The following is a 17533-nucleotide window of genomic DNA, read 5'->3' as shown; positions in this document are numbered from 1 at the left end:
AACAGCCACCAGCGCGAAAAGAAAAAAGGCGATGTGCCATCACACACCGCCTCATATTTCGTCGCGAACTGTCTAATTGCGGGCCGCTTACCGTACCAAGAACTCCGCATGTAATGCGCCCGCAGCCTTTATGCTCTTCAGGATGTCGATCATGTCTCGCGGCGCGACACCCAGCGCATTCAAGCCCTCAATCACCTCGCTTAACGAGGTGCCAGATGGCACCTCAGCCAATGCAATGCCGGGGTCTTCATCAATCTCCGCATCGGTGCGTGGCACCACCACGGTCTCACCATCGGCGAAGGGGTTGGGCTGCACGACCAGAGGCGTTTCGGTCACACGAAGGGTCAATCCACCTTGGGAGACTGCAACGCGCGAAATCCGTACATCTTCCCCCATCACGATGGTGCCGGACCGCTGATCCACCACCACCCGCGCTTTGCGTTCTGGCTGCACAGTGATGTTCTCGATCTGGCTCAAAGCATGCGCAGGAGAGATTTGATTGGTGCTGTCGATATCAACCTGCACCGTGCCTGCATCCAACATCAACGCAACACGGCGGCCGTAGCTGCGGTTGATCGCCTGTTCAATGCGGCCAGCTGTTGTGAAGTCCGGTTCCCGCAACGCCAGACGCATATTGGTCAGCGATGAAAAATCAAATTCGATCTCTCGTTCTACGCGGGCTCCAGACGGGATCACACCCGACGTGGGCACACCCTTGACGACGCCGCCGGCGTCCCCTTCGGCGGCCACGCCCCCTGCGATCACTGTGCCCTGCGCGACTGCGTAGATCTCACCATCTGCGGCGTTCATCGGTGTCATCACCAACGTTCCGCCCAACAGGCTTTTGGCATCGCCAATTGCCGAAATGGTCACATCTACCGTGCCACCAGCACGGGCAAAGGGCGGCAAGGTCGCTGTTACAAAGACCGCCGCCACATTTTTGGGACGCATCTGTTCGCCGGTGATGTTCACACCCAGACGTTCCAGAATATTGCCCATAATTTCTTCGGTGAAAGGCGCGTTGCGCAACCCATCACCAGTGCCGTTCAGGCCAACCACCAAACCGTAGCCGACCAGATCGTTTCCTCGTACACCGTCAAATTCCACAAGATCTTTGATCCGGATTTGACTTGCTGAGGCCATCGCGGGCAACAGCAGCAGGAGGCATAGCATTCTTGCTAAGCTCATAAATTTCATCATCTTACATAGTTCGCCAATGTGAGTTGCGAGAGCCGTGCAGTGATCGTGTAGACCATTTCTAGCTGCACCTGCACGGCTTGCAGCTGCCCGGCCACCTCTGTCTCATCGACACCCAGAAGATCGCTTTGCGTCATCAAAAGCGCGCTACGTTGTGCCGCATTGTTGGTGACCGCACTGTCAATGCGCTCTTGGTTAAAACCGACATCTGCACGCGTTTCGATCAGCGCATCTTGATCAAGGAGCAAGCGCTCACCAGCAACCGCAATCAGATCTTTCTTTTGCTCAAGATCAAACCCAAGACCCGGATCGATCGCCATGGCAGCCAATGCAGAATCGCGCATGGCCTCCCGAATTTCCGGGTCATCAGCGCGAACGTCGAAATTTGCCACTTCGTTGTCACTCAAGCGAAACGGCGCCAGATCGGTGTTGCTTCCCAAGTAAGCGTTGGTCTCAAAACCGCCGCCTGGGGACATGAAATAATCATCAACGGCCGCCACAACATCTGCAACCGTGGTCAATCCCAGCACAGCCGCCGAAAGTTGTGTCATCATGTCTTGGGAGGAAATCAGGGCCGCACCATCGGTCGCAGTCCCCGCAAATACGGTGCGATCACCGGCACGCGTATTCAAGGCATTGACGATGGCATCAAAGTCATTGGCCGCATTCTGTGAAACACTGTTCACCGAAGCAGACAGCCCCGAATTCACTGCGGAAAACAAGTCACGTCCCAAACCACCGGCGGTGTCCTGCACTTGTTGCAACACGGCCTGCCCGACATCTGTGAAGAATTCGGCATCGGTGGTCGCAACTTCATAGCCTTGCAACACGGTCAGTTCGCGCTCCACGCCCGCCAGAAGGTTGAAATCGCCTTTTAGTGATTGGGCCACATCTGATTTGCGCCCCGAGCTGAGCTCATAGGCCAGTCTATCAAGGTTGTTTCGAACCTCGGTGTTGCGGCGCGACATCATCATGTGCTGCGCCATGTCTCCAATTGACGTGATCGGCATGTTTAGATCCTCAACAGGGCTTGCATCATTTCATCAGCGGCTTGAATCAGGCGTGCATTGGCCGCATAGGCCTGCTCCACCAACATCAAACGTTGCAATTCTTGGTCGGTGTCCACGCCATCCAACAGCTCCAGCTCTTCGATGCTGACAAGCTGCGCGGTGGCAAAAGTCAGGTCCTGATCGCTTTGAACGCGGTCACTTGCGACGTTGGACAGAAATTTGCCGCTCAACTCACTCATCGACACGGCTTTGGTGCCAAAATTACCGGAAACCGGAACCACCTGCGCTTGCATGGTGTCGAGCAACCGGTTCAGCTGAGTGGCATCACCGGAATCGCCCGGAGCGGCCGCTCCAAGCCCATCGCGCAAACGCCATGTTTCGGCGGCACCATCAAGTGACACGGAGTTGTGCAACTCCAGTCGGCCAGCAAGACCGGTTTCATCAGCCGCGTTGAAGGCCAAGCCCGCATCTGTGAACAATCCAGCGTCGCCAACAGCCAACGTCGGATCCGCCGCCGGATCTTGGAACCGTTCAACCAGGTTGCGCGCTGCAGAGTCCAAATCGGCCTGCGCATCAACGCCATATTCATCGCGGATGGCAAATTGTGCACCAATGGCACCACCGGCGAGCGCGCCTTTTTCAGAGTCAATTCGAACCGCATATCCATTGATTGTGAGGCCAGACAACATGCCGTTGCCTGCGGTCATATGAGGCATCACAGTCCCGGCTTCGGTGAATTCGATTTCCGAAGCTTTCCCATCCAACAGAACGGCGCCTGACGTTGTTACAATCGCAACACCGCCACGATCCCGTGCAATGGTGCGGATGGGAACCATCTCACCAATTTGATCCAGCAAAGCATGCCGCGCATCTTTCAATGCGGCGGTTTCCAAACCTTGGTTGATCGCAAGAGAAATCTTGCGATTGATCTCTTGCGTCTGTCCCAACATGTTATTGAGACCATCAACCATATTGGAAATCGTACTGTCCGCTTCCGACCGCATGGTCTGAATGCCATCAGATGCCGTTTTGAAGGCATCCACGATCCGTTCAGCATCCAAAGACGCGTTCTTGAGGCGAATGTCACTGTCCGGTGCACCGGTTGCCGCAGCAAGGGTGCTTTCAAAGCTCGCCATAACACCAGACAGGCTCTTTGAGTCTTCTGGCGTGCCGACCAACCGCTCCAACCGACTGTAAAAGTCGCTGGTCCCGGTTGCCAACTGTTGTCCGGCATCCGCCAGACGACGTTCCGCGATTGTCACCGGGTTCACGTTGCGGGTTACGCCGTTGACCGAGACCCCGCCCGAATACCCGTATAGGCTGGCCGACTGACCCAAAGTCCGACGCCCATAGCCTTCCGTGGTGGCGTTGGAGATGTTGGATGACAACACCTCCGCACTTCGTGCCGAAGCCGTTAGTCCGCTCATCGCATTGGATAGCGCGCTTCCGATACTCATAGCTTTTCCTTTCGGGCCTTAGGCCTCGGTCCTATTATCAGCGCTTGATGTTGGTGGTTTCCTGCAGCATCTCATCCACGGTCTGAATGACCTTGGCGTTGGTGCTGTAGGCGCGCTGTGTCTGGATCATATCGGTGAGTTCCGCCGCAACATCGGTTGCCGATTCTTCGCGGACATAAGAGAGAAGTTCACCAGATGGCCCTGTGCCAGCATCCCACATAAAATAGGGTCCGCTCTCGTTGGAAGGGACATACGTTTGGAAATCAAGCGAGATGCCGAGGCCGTTCGGGTTCGGCACATCTACCAGCGGGATCTGCGCAATTGTCCGTGTGATGCCTGTGTTGAAAAAGGCGTGTACGTAACCGTTGCCATCCACCTCAATTGACGTCATGGAGCCAACCGGCGCACCATCTTTGTCAATTTTAAGCGGTGCGTAGGCGTCGCCAAGCTGGCTCATACCGCCTTCTTCACCAAGGATACCAAGGTTGATTTCCATCGGTCCGCCCGCGACGTTCAAGATCGCTGACCCATCTGTCGCGTTGTAGGCGCCACCCACGTTTGTCACGACGTTGTTCAACAGACCCCCTGTCGTCCGACCATCGTCAAACGTCAGCGTGTAGTCGCCAATCACCGCGCCACCAGACGCAGAATCGCGGATCACAACGTTCCATTCATTGGACGCACCAGCACCCGGAACAGTTGGCGTAAATTCAATGTTCAGTGTTTCAGCTTGGCCAAGGTTGCCGTAGTACTCAATGCTGAGCGTTTCCACATCACCTGCGGCACCTGCCACAGTCGAAGTCGCTGGAAGGTTCACACCCAAGTCCACCGACGTGGTTGGGGACCCAACCAACTGCGTGGTCAAAAGACGGATCGGCTCCAACGCGGTGTCGGTGTCACGCGCCACGTTTGGAATTGTCCCATCTGGGTTAGCTGGCCAACCCATCAGTCCGAGCCCCCCGCCTGAAACCAAATATCCATCTTCATCAGGACGGAACGACCCAGTGGTCGCCAACATCATTTGAGGGTTCTGCGACCCAGCTTTGACAGCGTTGATGGACGTAACCGGAATAAATCCGCGACCCCGCACCGCCAAATCGGTCGGGTTAGTGGTAGGCGTGAGCGACCCACCTTCGCTGATCAAGCGAAAGCTTCGGGCCTGAACACCACCAGCGGAATATTTCCCGCCGGAGGAGCCTGTGATCATAGACTGAAAATCCGTTTCAACGCGACGGTAGCCATAGGTGGCAGAGTTCGCGATGTTGTCGGAAATGGTCGCCAGTCGGGTGGCATTGGAGGAGAGCCCGGCCACACCGGCATTGAGCGAGGAGGAAATCGACATGATACGCCTTTCTGCTGTAACAATCTGTTCGAACAAACTGTTACGACGTGGGCGCTTAACAGCCTCCTAACGGTTAAAATTTTTCCCAATTCTCATCGATCTGACCTCAGCAATATGATCTCCAAACGGTTGTTTCTAAGGTCACGCGGGATATTTGACACCATTTCCCGGTCCGCGTGTCCTGTCACCCGCGCAATCCGATCCGTCTCCAACCCGTAGATTTCCAACAGCTGACGCATGGTATCCGCGCGATTCGCAGACAAAGGCCATGCTTGTGTTTCACGCACGGTGATCAATTCAGAGCGCACATGACCTTCGACCGCCACACGATTGCTCACCAAATTGGACACTTCCGACATCAGTTCTGCCAAATCCAGAAGTATCGGCATCGGATCCGCAGCGCCTTCTACAAAGAGACGGGCCGTTTCGGAGTCAAAGATCTCAATCACCAAGCCTTCATCGGTCACTCGCGTGACCACGTGTTTCATCAAGTTGTCAGACAGGAGGCTTTCACCCCCACCGCCAATCAGGAGGTCTTTGATTTCTGCGAGACCCTCTTCCAGACCATCGTCTGTTCCTTGGCCGGGCTGCTGAAATTCGACAGGCTCTGGCTGACCTTTCAACGAAGTGGGCAAACCACCTGCTCCCGAATAGGCCAGAATCTGCTCTTCCAACACGCTGTCGCCACCAAACATTGCGCTGCCGCCGCCGGAAATTTTGTTCAACGGAACCGTCGGGTTGAAGAACTCCGCGATTCCTAACCGTTGCTGTTCTGTTGTGGCATTGATCAGCCACATCAAAAGAAAGAACGCCATCATTGCTGTCACAAAGTCAGCATAGGCGATCTTCCACGCCCCACCATGATGCCCACCACCCGCGATCACTTTCTTGCGTTTAATGATCACCGGCGCGTTGGAATTATCTGCCATCGCACGTCACCCTTTTTTCACCCTAGGATGAGACTTACCGCGCAGCTGTTACCCTGACCTTAACATATGGTATTTTAAGGATTTTGCCCGCAGGATCACCGGGCGATCACGTCTCATCCTGCAGCATTTTGGTTAACGCAGACATAAAGCTGCGCCGGTCCATTGCTGCCGGAAACGGTGGGCCAATCTCAACCTTGATGACTCCTGGATATTTGACAAATGTGCCGTGTGGCCAGCAGGCGCCACTGTTGATACGCACCGGCACCGCCGCCACATTTGCCAATTGATAGAGCACCCCAACCCCCGCCTGCATCTGACCAGCATCCGCAACTCGCCGTGTGCCGCTTGGAAAGATCACCAATGAGCGCCCGTCTTTCACAGCAGCCGCACCGGCGCGAAACCCGGCGCGCATCGCATCTCCCGTGGCGCTGCTTTCCACCGGCACATGGCCAAGCTTTCGCATCACAGGCCCAAACACCGGATAGGTGAATATCGGCTTTTTGGCATACATCACCGGTCGACCCAGTAAGACCTGATAGAACAACGTCTCCCACGTGCTTTCATGCTGAGACGCGATCAAAACCGGTTCATCTGGCATGTGGTGCTGCCCCGAAACGGTGTATCTGATTCCGCAGACAACGCGCAGAAGCCACAGCTGCACCCACAAATAGCGGTCGGTGATGGCATAGACCACGTCGCGCGACAACAAGATCGCTGGCCAGAGCACTAGGAACGGCACCACTGCCAGACCGGCCAGCGCATAAAACGTCAGACTTCGGATCACAAGAACCGGATAACTGCGGCTTAGCCTCTTCATTCTGTGTCTCTTGGCCCGTTTCTGTCTGTAAACGCGCGCGCCCTCACCGGGCCTGCGCACTTGATTTTGCCCAACGTCATTTGCGCTGTAGTCAGCGAGTCCCGCTTGGGCTACTCTACCGGTATCGAGCGGCCAAAATGGCTAAGCGGATTTAATTTTTTGAAGTGTTGTTTTAGCGCATGAGGAACAGGTTGCGAACACGCGCACGAAAGCTCCGCTCGGTCGGTTCCACCCTTTTAGTGTCAGCATTGCTCGTTGCAACTGGCCTCGTGCCAGCTGAGGCTTTTGAGGTCTCCTTCAAAACCAATGGTGGTGATGAAACCTTACAGGAGCGGCTCAGCGGCGCCTCACTTCTTACAGCTGCGAAAGAAGACGGCACAACAGGCGGACAAGACATCGTTGCCGCCGCCCAGTCTGACTACAAACGCATGGTCAGCGTTCTTTATGGTCAGGGCTATTTCAGTCCCGAAATTTCCATTCGCGTGAACGGACAGGAAGCCGCCGATATCTCCCCCTTTGCGGAGATCAAAACCGTGTCACAGGTGGTGGTGGACATCACACCCGGGCGACGGTTTTTGTTTGGCAAAACACAGATTGCACCGCTTGCGCCAGAAACGGAGATACCCGAAGAGTTTGCCCCAAAGGCCCCAGCCAAGTTGAGCGCCATCGAAGACGCGGCGCGCGCCGGCATTGATGGATGGCGCAACCAAGGCCACGCAAAGGCAAATGTAGCTGACCAATCCATCACTGCGGATCATCGCAATGCTGCCCTGAACGTAGATGTTGAACTGAACCCCGGCCCCAAACTGACCTTTGGCGAATTGAAGTACCGCGACCAATCCAAAGTGCGCCCGGAGCGGGTTGCTGAAATCGCGGATCTGCCCACGGGCACCGAGTTTTCTCCACAAACCGTCAGCCAAGTGTCCGCCCGACTGCGGCGGACAGAAACCTTCCGCACGGTGGATTTGCGCGAAGCAGCCGAGCCCAACCCCGATGGGTCTTTGGATATGGAGCTGGCTCTGGTGGACAATGCCCCTCGCCGCTTTGGCTTTGGGGCAGAACTGGAAAGCCGTGATGGCCTCAGCTTGTCAGCCTTCTGGATGCATCGAAATCTACGCGGTGGTGCGGAGAACCTCCGCTTTGACGCCTCCGTCGAAAACCTCGGAGCGCAAACCAGCGGTGTGAACTATCGCTTCGGCACGCTCTATACCCGTCCAGCAACTTTCAGTTCCAACACAGCGCTGATCATCGGGGCAGAACTGAAACAAGAAGACGAAGACCTCTATTTCCTGCGCCAGCTTGGGGGAACCATTGGCTTCAAACGCATCCACTCGGACCGCTTTGAAACCAGCCTGTCTTTGGCCGGGTTCATTTCTGACGTCGACGACAACTTTGGCGAACGGCACTTCAAAGCCATCGGCCTGACCAGCACCACCAAACTGGACCGGCGCGACAACATCTCCAACCCGACGCGTGGCTACTATGTTGAGGCAACAGCCTTCCCCTATGCGGGCGGCGGTGACGCGCAAAGCGCACTGTATCTTGAGGGTGACCTCCGCGGTTATCGTGGCTTTGGCAACGACAACGGTGTGATCGCCGCCGGACGATTCCAAGTGGGCAGCATCATCGGCCCCTCTCTGAGTTCAACCCCGCCAGACCTGCTGTTTTACACTGGCGGCGGTGGCACCGTGCGTGGCCAGCCTTATCAATCCAACTTTGTGAATGTGAACGGCATCGACAGCGGCGGTCTGTCCTATCTTGCGCTCTCCGGTGAACTGCGTGTGAAAATCAACGATCTGTTTTCAACAGTCGCCTTCTATGACGCAGGCTTTGTTGGCGAGACCGCCGATTTTACCAGTGACGGAAATTGGCACGCAGGCGCTGGTCTTGGTGTGCGCTACAACACCGGCTTCGGTCCGCTGCGCTTGGATTTGGGCTTGCCCGTTTCCGGCAGCACCGGAGAAGGGGTCCAGCTCTATATCGGCATAGGACACACTTACTGATGCGCTGGGGTCTGATCCTTATTTTGGCACTGCTGCCGTTTGCCGCCACTGCCCAAGACGCGGAGGATGCCAGCGACGAAGACAAAGGCAGGCTGACCCGCTTTCTGGAAAGCTCTCTGTCCGGTGCCGGACGCGAGGTTGAGGTGATCGGCCTGCGCGGCGCCATCAGCGCCAACGCCACCATAGAGTCCCTGCGCATTTCCGATGCAGACGGACTTTGGCTCACCGTCAACGGCGTCACACTGAACTGGAACCGCCTCGCGGTGCTGCGTGGCAACATCAATGTCAACGAACTCAGCGCCAAGGAAATCATCTTAGCGCGCACGCCCAAAACCGAACCCGCCCCAACAACGGTGGAAGCAAAACCCTTTGCACTGCCGGAGCTACCAGTCAGCATCAACATCCAATCGCTTAAGGCTGATCTGATTTCTCTAGGTGCACCGATACTGGGCGAACAAGTTGATCTGTCCTTAAACGCCCGCCTCATTTTGGAAAGTGGCGCAGGCGAGACCCTGTTCAACGCTGCGCGTATCAACGGCCCTGCTGGTCGCTTTGCCCTCGATGGGGCCTATTCCAACGAGACCGGCCAGCTGCGCGTCGACCTCCAGGTGCATGAAGACCCCGGTGGACTGGTGGCCACGTTGGCCAAACTGCCCGGCGCGCCTCAGGTTGGCTTGACGGTTCTGGGCGAAGGCCCACTTGATGACTTCACGGCCGATCTGCGTCTGACCAGCGACGGCGAAGTGCGACTGGGGGGGACCGTGGAGCTGTCATCAGAGCCCGGCCCAACTGAGGAAGTCGATCCCACCCAAGTGATCCGCGCAGACATCAGCGGCAACATGGCGCCCCTGTTTGCCCCTGAGTATCAGGATTTCTTCGGCGACAGCATCGCGCTGAACACCCTGCTGCGCCGCTTTGGCGACGGGCGCACGGAACTGGAAAACCTCGCTCTGAGCTCCAGTGCTCTAAACATGAACGGCAGCTTGGCACTCACTGCAAGCAACCTGCCGGACCGTTTTGCACTGGACATCGACCTACGTGATCAGGATGGCGACCCGGTGCTTTTGCCAGTCAGCGGTCCCAAAAACTATATCCAAAGCGCCGCCCTTCGCGCCCAGTTTGATGCCACAGCTGGCGATGCTTGGTCCCTTGCCGGGGACATCATTGGCATCGACTCTGAGGCGGTCAAACTGGCCCAACTTTCCCTTGATGGTGCCGGCACCATTGCCTCCGCGCCGCAGCAGGCTGTGACCGCTCAATTGGCGCTTGATATGCAAGGGTTGGCGCTGACCGATCCAACGCTGTCGCAAACCGTGGGCGACACTGGCAGCTTTGTCGCCACCATCGACTGGCAAGAAGGCGCGGGTGTCAAAATCACCGATCTCCTGCTGCAAGCCGCCCAATTGGTGGCCAAAGGCGATCTGCATATCACCGGCACTGGTCAGGACATGAATGTCGCCGCAACCGCCGCTTTGGATGTGCCCGATCTTTCGCCTTTCGCAGGTCTCGCCAACCGCGCCATTTCCGGTGCACTCACCGCCAAGCTGACAGGGGACATTGCCCCCTTGAGTGGTGGTTTTGATCTTGAGATGACCGCATCCGGCCAAGACCTCACCATCGATGATCCCCGCGCCGACACCTTGCTGGCGGGCCAAAGCGCTGTGGACCTCTCCGCCAAACGTGACGACACTGGCCTGACCCTGCGCACGGGCAAAGTCACCACCGATCATCTCACCGCATCAGGCTCAGGCACGCTTGCCAGCGAAAACAGCGATCTGCGCTTTGAGGCGGCGCTGGATGAGGTGGCCCTGCTGGTGGATATCGACGGTTTAAGCGGCCCTGCCACTGTCAGCGGCACAGCCAAACAAACCGGCGCAGATTGGGCCTTTGATGTGGACGCCACCGCACCCGCAGACACAACCGCAAGCGTTCAGGCCACCTTGCCACAACAGGGCAACAGCACGGCCAATGTCGACCTCACCATGGGCCAAGTCGAAGTGTTCGTGCCCTCTCTGCCGGGGGCCGTGCAAGTACAGGCCACCGCCGAGCAAGTCACCGACGGCTGGCAAGTGGGTTTTGATGCCACGGGTCCCGTCAACACCTCGGCCACTGGCAAGGGTCTGATAGATCCCACTGGCACCGCCAACAATCTGACCCTCGCAGGCGCGGTGCCTTTGGCCGCAGCCAACCCGTTCCTCACCCCAAACTCCATGCAGGGCACCGCCAACTTTGACCTGAAAGTGCAAGGCGCGCTCAAACCCGAGGATGTGTCCGGGACCGTGTCCCTGAGTGATGGCCGGTTTGCCATGCCAGATCTGCGCATCGCCTTAGAAAACATCGGTGGCAGCGTGACCTTAGCCAGCAACGCCGCCCAACTCGCCATCACAAGCCAATTCTCCGGTGGCGGCGACATCGGTGTAAACGGCTCTGTCAATCTGGCGCCACCATTTTCAGGCAACATCCCCGTCACCCTACGGGGCATCCAGTATCAACAGGGCCAGCTGTTCAAAACCATCGTGGACGGTGACATCACCCTCTCCGGACCACTCACCGGCGGCGGCAATATCGCGGGCGACATCCGCGTGGGGCGCACCGATGTCCATGTCAGCCCCGTGGCGCTTGCCGGCGCTGGACCGGTGCCAGACATCAACCACATCAACGAACCCTCCGGCGTCCACAGGACCCGGGACCGCGCCGGATTGGTGGCACGCGAGGCAAAATCCGGCGGCGCAGCCCCCCCTTTTGGTCTGGATGTCACGATTTCTATCGTAGAACGCATTGCGGTGCGCGGCCTTGGCATAAATGCCGACTTCAACGGTGGCATGAAGATCACCGGGAACACCAATTCACCAGAACCCAATGGCGAGCTGGATCTCATTCGCGGGCGCTTGGATTTCCTTGCCAAGACCTTTGAAATCGACGAAGGCCGCATCTCTATGCTGGGGGATTTTGTGCCCACCATGCGGGTTGTCGCCATATCCGAGCAACCCGATGCCACAATCTACGTGATCCTTGACGGCCGGCTTGATGACCCACAGATCGTTTTGGAAAGCGACCCGGAACTGCCCGAGGACGAGGTGCTCTCCCAATTGCTGTTTGGCCGCGACCTCTCCAGCATCTCCGCGCTTCAGGCGGCACAACTGGCGCGCGCGCTGGCCAGCCTATCCGGGCAAGGGCCCAGCGGGCCGCGTCTTGGTGAAAACTCAGGTCTGGATGATCTTGGTCTAACCTTTGACGAATCCGGCACACCGGGCTTACGCGCTGGCAAATACATCAATGAAAACGTCTACACCGAAATTGGGGTGGACAGCGAAGGCCAAAGCTCGATCAGCCTCAATCTGGACGTCACCGACAATTTGACCGTCAAAGGCAAGGTTGGCTCTGATGACGACAGCGGCATTGGACTGTTCTTTCAACGCGACTACTGACCGGGCTCCGCGACACGCACACTGCGCAGGCACATCTCGCGCAACAGCATCCGCGTGTCTTCGGTCAAAGGGTCACCCAGTGCACGCTGCCATTTTAAGGTGTTCCGAATGGCCCCACCAATGAACCCACCGATCACCCCAACATTTCCCTCTGCGGCCCAACCTGCGTCTTGCAGCCCCCGCACCAGTTCCGCAATAAAGTCTGTTGTCCGCTGGAAACTGTCGAGCACCTCAGAACCCGGCAACAATGGCACGTTGGACAGGTACTCAAACAACACCGCCCGATCTGCATCTTCCCAAATGAATTCAATGTGGTTGTCTATATAGAGCGCCAACCGCTCCGGCGCGGTCAGGCTGGGATCATCACCTTCAACCAAAGCGACTTCGATATCGCGTGCCAGTTTGTCATACACTGCCCGGATCAAAACCTCTTTGTTTTCAAAGTGGTTGTAGAGCGATCCGGTCGCCACGCCTGCGCGCTGCGCAATCTTTGACATAGAGGCCTGTGTGCCATGTGCTACCAACATTGCCGCCGTGGCCCTAAGGATTTTCTCACGCATCCATCTTTTGCCTTGCTGCCTATCTTTGCTGCAGAGTGAACATCGGTTCAGCCCGCCCGAACTCTACGCATTCTGCCCCCGCCAAACAAGCGGTCTGATATTTTCCTTTGAAATCATTAGCAGTTTGGGTTTTGTCGGCCCATGACGGATTTCATCGAAACGCCCCTGACAGGTGGCAACATCAATACGGTTGTTCGCGTTGGCAACACCGTGCGACGCCACATGTCGCGCCACAGCCTCACCCATCACAGGCTGCTGTCTCACCTGCACGCCAATGGGTTTGGCGCCGCACCACAGGTCTTAGGTATTGATTCTAAAGGGCGTGAGACGTTGACCTTCATCGAGGGTCAGACCACGTTCCCCTCAGATATGTGGCAAAGCAACGCTGCGCTTGTGGCGTCCGCCCAGATGCTGCGCGGCTTCCATGATGCCACCGCAGGGTTTGACACCAAAGGTGCCTCTTGGGCGCTTGTCCATCCCGACATCTCTCAACACGAGGTCATCTGCCACAACGACTTTGCGCCTTATAACATGGTGTTCACCCAAGGCGTGCCAACCGCCATTTTGGACTTTGACCTCTGCGGCCCGGGTCCCCGCCTGCGTGATCTGGCCTATTTGGCCTATTGGATGGCACCTCTATCCTTTGCCGATGAAACGCTGGCACCCGTCACACGCACACAAGCCGCACAGGACTACCCCCGCCTGCGCGCACTCTGTGCGGCCTATGGTGAAACGGACATGCAAAATCTTCTGACTTGGGTGCACACGGTGCTCCAACACATGGGAGACTTTGCGGCTATGGAGCACGTTTTGGGCAAAGACATTGCGAAACGGCTGGTCACGGAAGGGCATCTCACACATTGGCAAACGGAAGCCGCAGCGTTTGAAACTGCTTTGCCCCAACTGCGCATCGATTTGAATTAATCCCACAGGTCCGTGGACAGATATTTCAGCCCGCTGTCACAAATCACCACCGCCACAACGCCGCCTTTTTCGGGCCCGGCCAACAGTTCCAGCGCAGCTGCCACATTGGCCCCGGCGGAAAACCCACCAAAAATCCCCTCCTCCCGCGCCAAAGCCCGTGCGATGTCACGTGAGACCTCGCCGGTCACCGACAGATAACCATCCACAGGGGTGTCCCTCAGAAAATCTAAGGTTGCCATACTGTAGCCGCCGCCTTGGATTGGGTGATCTGCATGTGTCACGTCTTTGCCAGACAACGCCGCCGCACCCTCTGGCTCCACGACATAGCCGCGCACCTGCGCTTTTTTGGCCCGCAGCCCAGCCACAGTGCCTCCAAAGGTGCCGCCTGATCCGGCGAAATCCGCAAAGGCCGTCACCGTGCCCGCGCTGTCTGCCCAAATCTCCGCAGCCGTGGTCTCAAAATGCGCCTGCGCGTTGCCCACATGGTGAAACTGATCTGCGCGAAACGCACCGCGCTCTGCCACAATCTGCTGCGCCACCCGATCAACCTCAGCCAAATCCGCGCCTGACACCTGCCCCGGCACAGATCCCGCAATCTGATCCACCAAAATCACCTCTGCGCCCAGCGCTATCATCATCCGCGCCCGCTCCACCGAATTGCCGCGACTCATCACCGCCACAAACGGATAGCCTTTTTGCCCACAAACGATGGCCAAACCCGTGCCCATATTACCGCTGGTTAATTCCACCACTGTCTGGCCCGGGTGCAGCGCGCCTTGCGTTTCGGCCAGTTCAATAATGCCAAGCGCCGCACGGTCTTTCTTAGAAAACCCAGGGTTCAGATAGTCCAATTTGGCCAGAATCCGCCCGTCCAGACCGCGCGCGGCGACCATGCGGTCAAGCCAGACCGCTGGTGTTCCACCGATCACATCCAAAATGGAGTGTCCCGTCATAAATCGCTCCTTGGTTTTGAACCCGTCCCAAATACCTTGAGGGTGACTTGTCCTGTGACAAAGGGACAACGCCTCAACACCGTGTGCTAGAGACGTCCCATCCAACAGGTGCGTGGATCAACATCGCAATCCGGTCCCAAGAGACGTTGAAACCCCATGCGCCCCCAGAAAGCGATCCCGCCTGTGTTGCCCGGATTGGCTCCGATGTGCACGGGCCCAACGCCAACACCCCGCGCCGCGTCCATCCAATGATCAAACAGCCGCCGTCCCAACCCGCAGCCGCGCGCCTCTGATGTAAGGTTCATGTGCATATGCGCTGGAAACGCCTCGGCCACATAGGCCGGCGCTGATTGGGGATGATGGATAAAGTGACAACGACTTTCATCTTTCGTCCATGCATCACGCCGCGTGGGATCCGGGTCTTGGTACTGAGCGCGCAACGCGGGCCACCAATCAGCTTCCATCTGCGCCTCAAAACGGCGCGTGTCCGCAACCCCACAAACATAGCCAACCACTTGCGCGCCGAGCGTGGCCACAAATGCCAACTCCGGTGCCAATGCAACATAGGGCGCGGTGTAGATATGGCCGAGCATTTTGGGATCTTGGTAGAGTGCCGTGGCATCGCCGCCGGACAAACCTGTCTTCAGCACAATATCGTATAGCGCATCCTGATCAGCGTCACACGCCGCGCGGATGTCGATCTCTGTCTCTGCTGTGGGTATCTGCGGCATGCGGTGTCCTTTGTGTGTCACCGCCACAGTGGCAAGCTATGGTTGCCTAAGCAACCACCGCCGCGCGCACCCGGTCTCTTACACCGAGCAACAAACCCACACCTGCGCCAAGCCCAAAGGCCACCAAACCTCCCAGCTCAATGCGGCTATCGGCCAACAGGCCATTGGAGGCAAACCAAAACAATCCGCACATCTGAACTACAGCGAACATCAGCAGCACGAAGCCGGGTGTCGGATCCTTCAGAGCTAGATTTCTCGAAACAATCTGTGCCCCCACTCCTGCCGGGAGCGCGATCATCATCGCAACATACAAAGCGTACAGCATAACAAATCTCGTAGTGTTCGGTGGCGGGAGGTCTCTCTTTGACCTCTCGGAGGTACAGCTGCACAAGGGCCGCTGCCTCGTATCTTAAATGGGGTCTCTGCTTTAGGGCTTCAACCGTCCATTTGTTAAACTTCTATCTAACCAGCTGGATTTTGCCTTGGTCCGGAACCGGTCAGTTTTGGGGCGGTGATCTCAGCGGGCTTGAATTTAGTTCGATATCGCACTATATGATCCGATATCGAACCAAATGGAGCACCCAAAAATGACCTTGTCTCGCAGAAAGTCGCTGGCCATCATTGGCGGGGGGGTCATCACCGCCGCCACAGCCGCCGCAGGATTTGCGGTCACCCGATCACCACGCGTTGCACTGCATCCATGGGATCTGGCCGGCACGTACGTAGATCCGCGCCAAAACGCACTCTCTTTTGCTTTGTTGGCGCCAAATCCTCACAACCGACAGCCGTGGCTTGTAGATCTCTCCACAGACAACGAAGTCACCCTCTTTGCGGACCAGCAAAAACTCTTGCCCGAAACCGACCCTTTCAATCGACAAATCACCATTGGCCTTGGCTGCTTTCTGGAAGTCATGCGCATGGCCGCCTTGCAAGATGGCTATCGCGTCGATCTTTCGGTGTTTCCGGATGGCGAAGACCCCAATCGTCTTGACACCCGCCCGGTTGCTCACGCGCGCTTTGTCAAAGATAGCGCACGCGCAGCTGACCCGTTGTTTGGCCACGTGCATGCGCGCCGATCCGTCAAAGAGCCGTTTGACACAAATCACCCGATTGACGCCGCCATCCTCGACCAACTGGCCCGGCACATCCGCGGGGACACTCTGTTTGGCGGCTCCACTGACCCGGCGGACGTCGCCGCATTTCGCAGCTTGTCCCATGAAGCTCTGCGCATAGAAATCGAAACCCCACGCACCTACCAAGAAAGTGTCGATCTCTTCCGAATTGGCCACCGCGAGGTTGATGCCAACCCGGACGGCATAGACTTCACCGGGCCCCTGTTTGAAACCTTACGCCTTGCCGGGCTGTTCTCACGTGAGACCGCAACCGACACGTCCTCCGTGGCCTACACCTCCGGCTTGGACGCCGTGTTTGCCAACACAGACACCGCCATGGGCCATGTCTGGCTGGTGTCACCGACAAACCACCGCCACGATCAGATCGAGATCGGCCGCAACTGGGTGCGTCTCAATCTGGCGACAACCGCTCTTGGCCTCGGGATGCAACCACTCAGCCAAGCCTTGCAGGAATACCCCGAAATGGCAGCGCTCTATGCCGACATCCACAACCGCCTTGCACCAGACGGGGGCACGGTTCAAATGTTTGCGCGTATCGGATACGGTCCGGAGGTGGCACCCAGTCCACGCTGGCCGCTGGAGGCAAAGATTGCCAAAACCTGAACAAACGATCCCGACCGTTTTTCGATTTTTTAATGAAGTCGGGATCATCCACCAACTCTCCAGCCGCCTGTTTGAGGCCCGCCTGCCGGATGGCTTTCTGATCTCCCACTTTACCGTGCTCAACCACCTGACACGCATGGGAGACAGACGCACACCTTTGGAGATCGCAAACGCCCTGCAAGTGCCCAAAACATCGCTGACACATACCCTATCCGGATTGAAAAAGGCGGGTTTGATCACCTTTGAACCAAACCCCAAAGATGCCCGATCCAAATGTGTCCTGATTACAGAGGCGGGAACTCACTTCCGCCAAGACGCCATTGCCGCGCTCGGCCCCGATTTGGTGGCCCTGCTCGAACATGTGGCCTTTGACAACATCCAAGCGGCTTTGCCTCTGCTCGAACAGGTCCGCAGCTATCTGGACAAACAACGCGACGGCTGATTTG

15 protein-coding genes are annotated in these 17533 nt (G+C 57.3%); 5 read left to right on the top strand and 10 right to left on the bottom strand.

What is annotated here, in order from left to right:
• Window positions 1–87: 87 nt before the first annotated feature.
• The 6 genes from ABWV47_RS11775 to ABWV47_RS11750 all read right to left on the bottom strand — a co-directional run bounded on the left by ABWV47_RS11775 (window position 88) and on the right by ABWV47_RS11750 (window position 6752).
• The gene (locus ABWV47_RS11775) at window positions 88–1188 is read right to left on the bottom strand and encodes a flagellar basal body P-ring protein FlgI (RefSeq protein ID WP_353311941.1); all 1101 of its coding nucleotides are present in this window, start codon (window positions 1186–1188) and stop codon (window positions 88–90) included.
• An 8-nt stretch (window positions 1189–1196) separates the two neighbouring features.
• Complete coding sequence (locus tag ABWV47_RS11770; RefSeq protein WP_353311939.1) at window positions 1197–2207, bottom strand: flagellin; 1011 nt, start codon at window positions 2205–2207, stop codon at window positions 1197–1199.
• A 2-nt stretch (window positions 2208–2209) separates the two neighbouring features.
• On the bottom strand, window positions 2210–3664 hold the full coding sequence (gene flgK / locus ABWV47_RS11765) for a flagellar hook-associated protein FlgK (protein WP_353311937.1): 1455 nt from the start codon (window positions 3662–3664) through the stop codon (window positions 2210–2212).
• A 37-nt stretch (window positions 3665–3701) separates the two neighbouring features.
• Window positions 3702–5006, bottom strand: coding sequence for a flagellar hook protein FlgE (locus ABWV47_RS11760; protein WP_353311935.1), 1305 nt, complete (start codon window positions 5004–5006; stop codon window positions 3702–3704).
• 92 nt (window positions 5007–5098) lie between these two features.
• Window positions 5099–5935, bottom strand: a complete 837-nt coding sequence (locus ABWV47_RS11755; RefSeq protein WP_353311933.1) for a flagellar motor protein MotB — start codon at window positions 5933–5935, stop codon at window positions 5099–5101.
• A gap of 106 nt (window positions 5936–6041) precedes the next feature.
• The gene (locus tag ABWV47_RS11750) at window positions 6042–6752 is read right to left on the bottom strand and encodes a lysophospholipid acyltransferase family protein (RefSeq protein ID WP_353311931.1); all 711 of its coding nucleotides are present in this window, start codon (window positions 6750–6752) and stop codon (window positions 6042–6044) included.
• Between the two features lie 239 nt (window positions 6753–6991).
• Here ABWV47_RS11750 and ABWV47_RS11745 point away from each other — a divergent pair, with 239 nt between their 5' ends.
• Complete coding sequence (locus tag ABWV47_RS11745) at window positions 6992–8755, top strand: autotransporter assembly complex protein TamA (protein WP_353311929.1); 1764 nt, start codon at window positions 6992–6994, stop codon at window positions 8753–8755.
• A complete protein-coding gene (locus ABWV47_RS11740) occupies window positions 8755–12183 on the top strand; it encodes a translocation/assembly module TamB domain-containing protein (protein WP_353311927.1) in 3429 nt (1142 codons plus the stop codon). The genes ABWV47_RS11745 and ABWV47_RS11740 overlap by 1 nt, the downstream gene beginning before the upstream one ends.
• Here the strand turns inward: ABWV47_RS11740 and ABWV47_RS11735 are convergent.
• Window positions 12177–12743 carry a TetR/AcrR family transcriptional regulator gene (locus ABWV47_RS11735; RefSeq protein ID WP_353311925.1) on the bottom strand — a complete coding sequence of 189 codons (567 nt, stop codon included), beginning with the start codon at window positions 12741–12743 and terminating at the stop codon, window positions 12177–12179. The genes ABWV47_RS11740 and ABWV47_RS11735 overlap by 7 nt on opposite strands.
• A 141-nt stretch (window positions 12744–12884) precedes the next feature.
• On the opposite strand from ABWV47_RS11735, the gene ABWV47_RS11730 reads away from it, so the two are divergent.
• Complete coding sequence (locus ABWV47_RS11730; RefSeq protein WP_353311923.1) at window positions 12885–13667, top strand: aminoglycoside phosphotransferase family protein; 783 nt, start codon at window positions 12885–12887, stop codon at window positions 13665–13667.
• Here the strand turns inward: ABWV47_RS11730 and ABWV47_RS11725 are convergent.
• From ABWV47_RS11725 to ABWV47_RS11715, 3 genes are all read right to left on the bottom strand, one after another.
• On the bottom strand, window positions 13664–14620 hold the full coding sequence (locus tag ABWV47_RS11725) for a PLP-dependent cysteine synthase family protein (protein ID WP_353311921.1): 957 nt from the start codon (window positions 14618–14620) through the stop codon (window positions 13664–13666). The genes ABWV47_RS11730 and ABWV47_RS11725 overlap by 4 nt on opposite strands.
• Window positions 14621–14706: 86 nt before the next feature.
• Window positions 14707–15351: a GNAT family N-acetyltransferase gene (locus ABWV47_RS11720; RefSeq protein WP_353311919.1), complete on the bottom strand. Its 645-nt coding sequence runs from the start codon at window positions 15349–15351 to the stop codon at window positions 14707–14709.
• Window positions 15352–15397: 46 nt separating this feature from the next.
• Window positions 15398–15676 carry a hypothetical protein gene (locus ABWV47_RS11715; RefSeq protein ID WP_353311917.1) on the bottom strand — a complete coding sequence of 93 codons (279 nt, stop codon included), beginning with the start codon at window positions 15674–15676 and terminating at the stop codon, window positions 15398–15400.
• A gap of 262 nt (window positions 15677–15938) precedes the next feature.
• On the opposite strand from ABWV47_RS11715, the gene ABWV47_RS11710 reads away from it, so the two are divergent.
• Window positions 15939–17087, top strand: coding sequence for an Acg family FMN-binding oxidoreductase (locus ABWV47_RS11710; RefSeq protein WP_353311915.1), 1149 nt, complete (start codon window positions 15939–15941; stop codon window positions 17085–17087).
• On the top strand, window positions 17074–17529 hold the full coding sequence (locus ABWV47_RS11705) for a MarR family winged helix-turn-helix transcriptional regulator (RefSeq protein ID WP_353311913.1): 456 nt from the start codon (window positions 17074–17076) through the stop codon (window positions 17527–17529). The genes ABWV47_RS11710 and ABWV47_RS11705 overlap by 14 nt, the downstream gene beginning before the upstream one ends.
• The last annotated feature ends 4 nt before the right edge of the window (window positions 17530–17533 follow it).

Source organism: Shimia sp. NS0008-38b (assembly GCF_040370365.1).
Taxonomy (GTDB): domain Bacteria; phylum Pseudomonadota; class Alphaproteobacteria; order Rhodobacterales; family Rhodobacteraceae; genus Shimia.
This window is presented reverse-complemented; position numbering and strand designations above follow the sequence as displayed.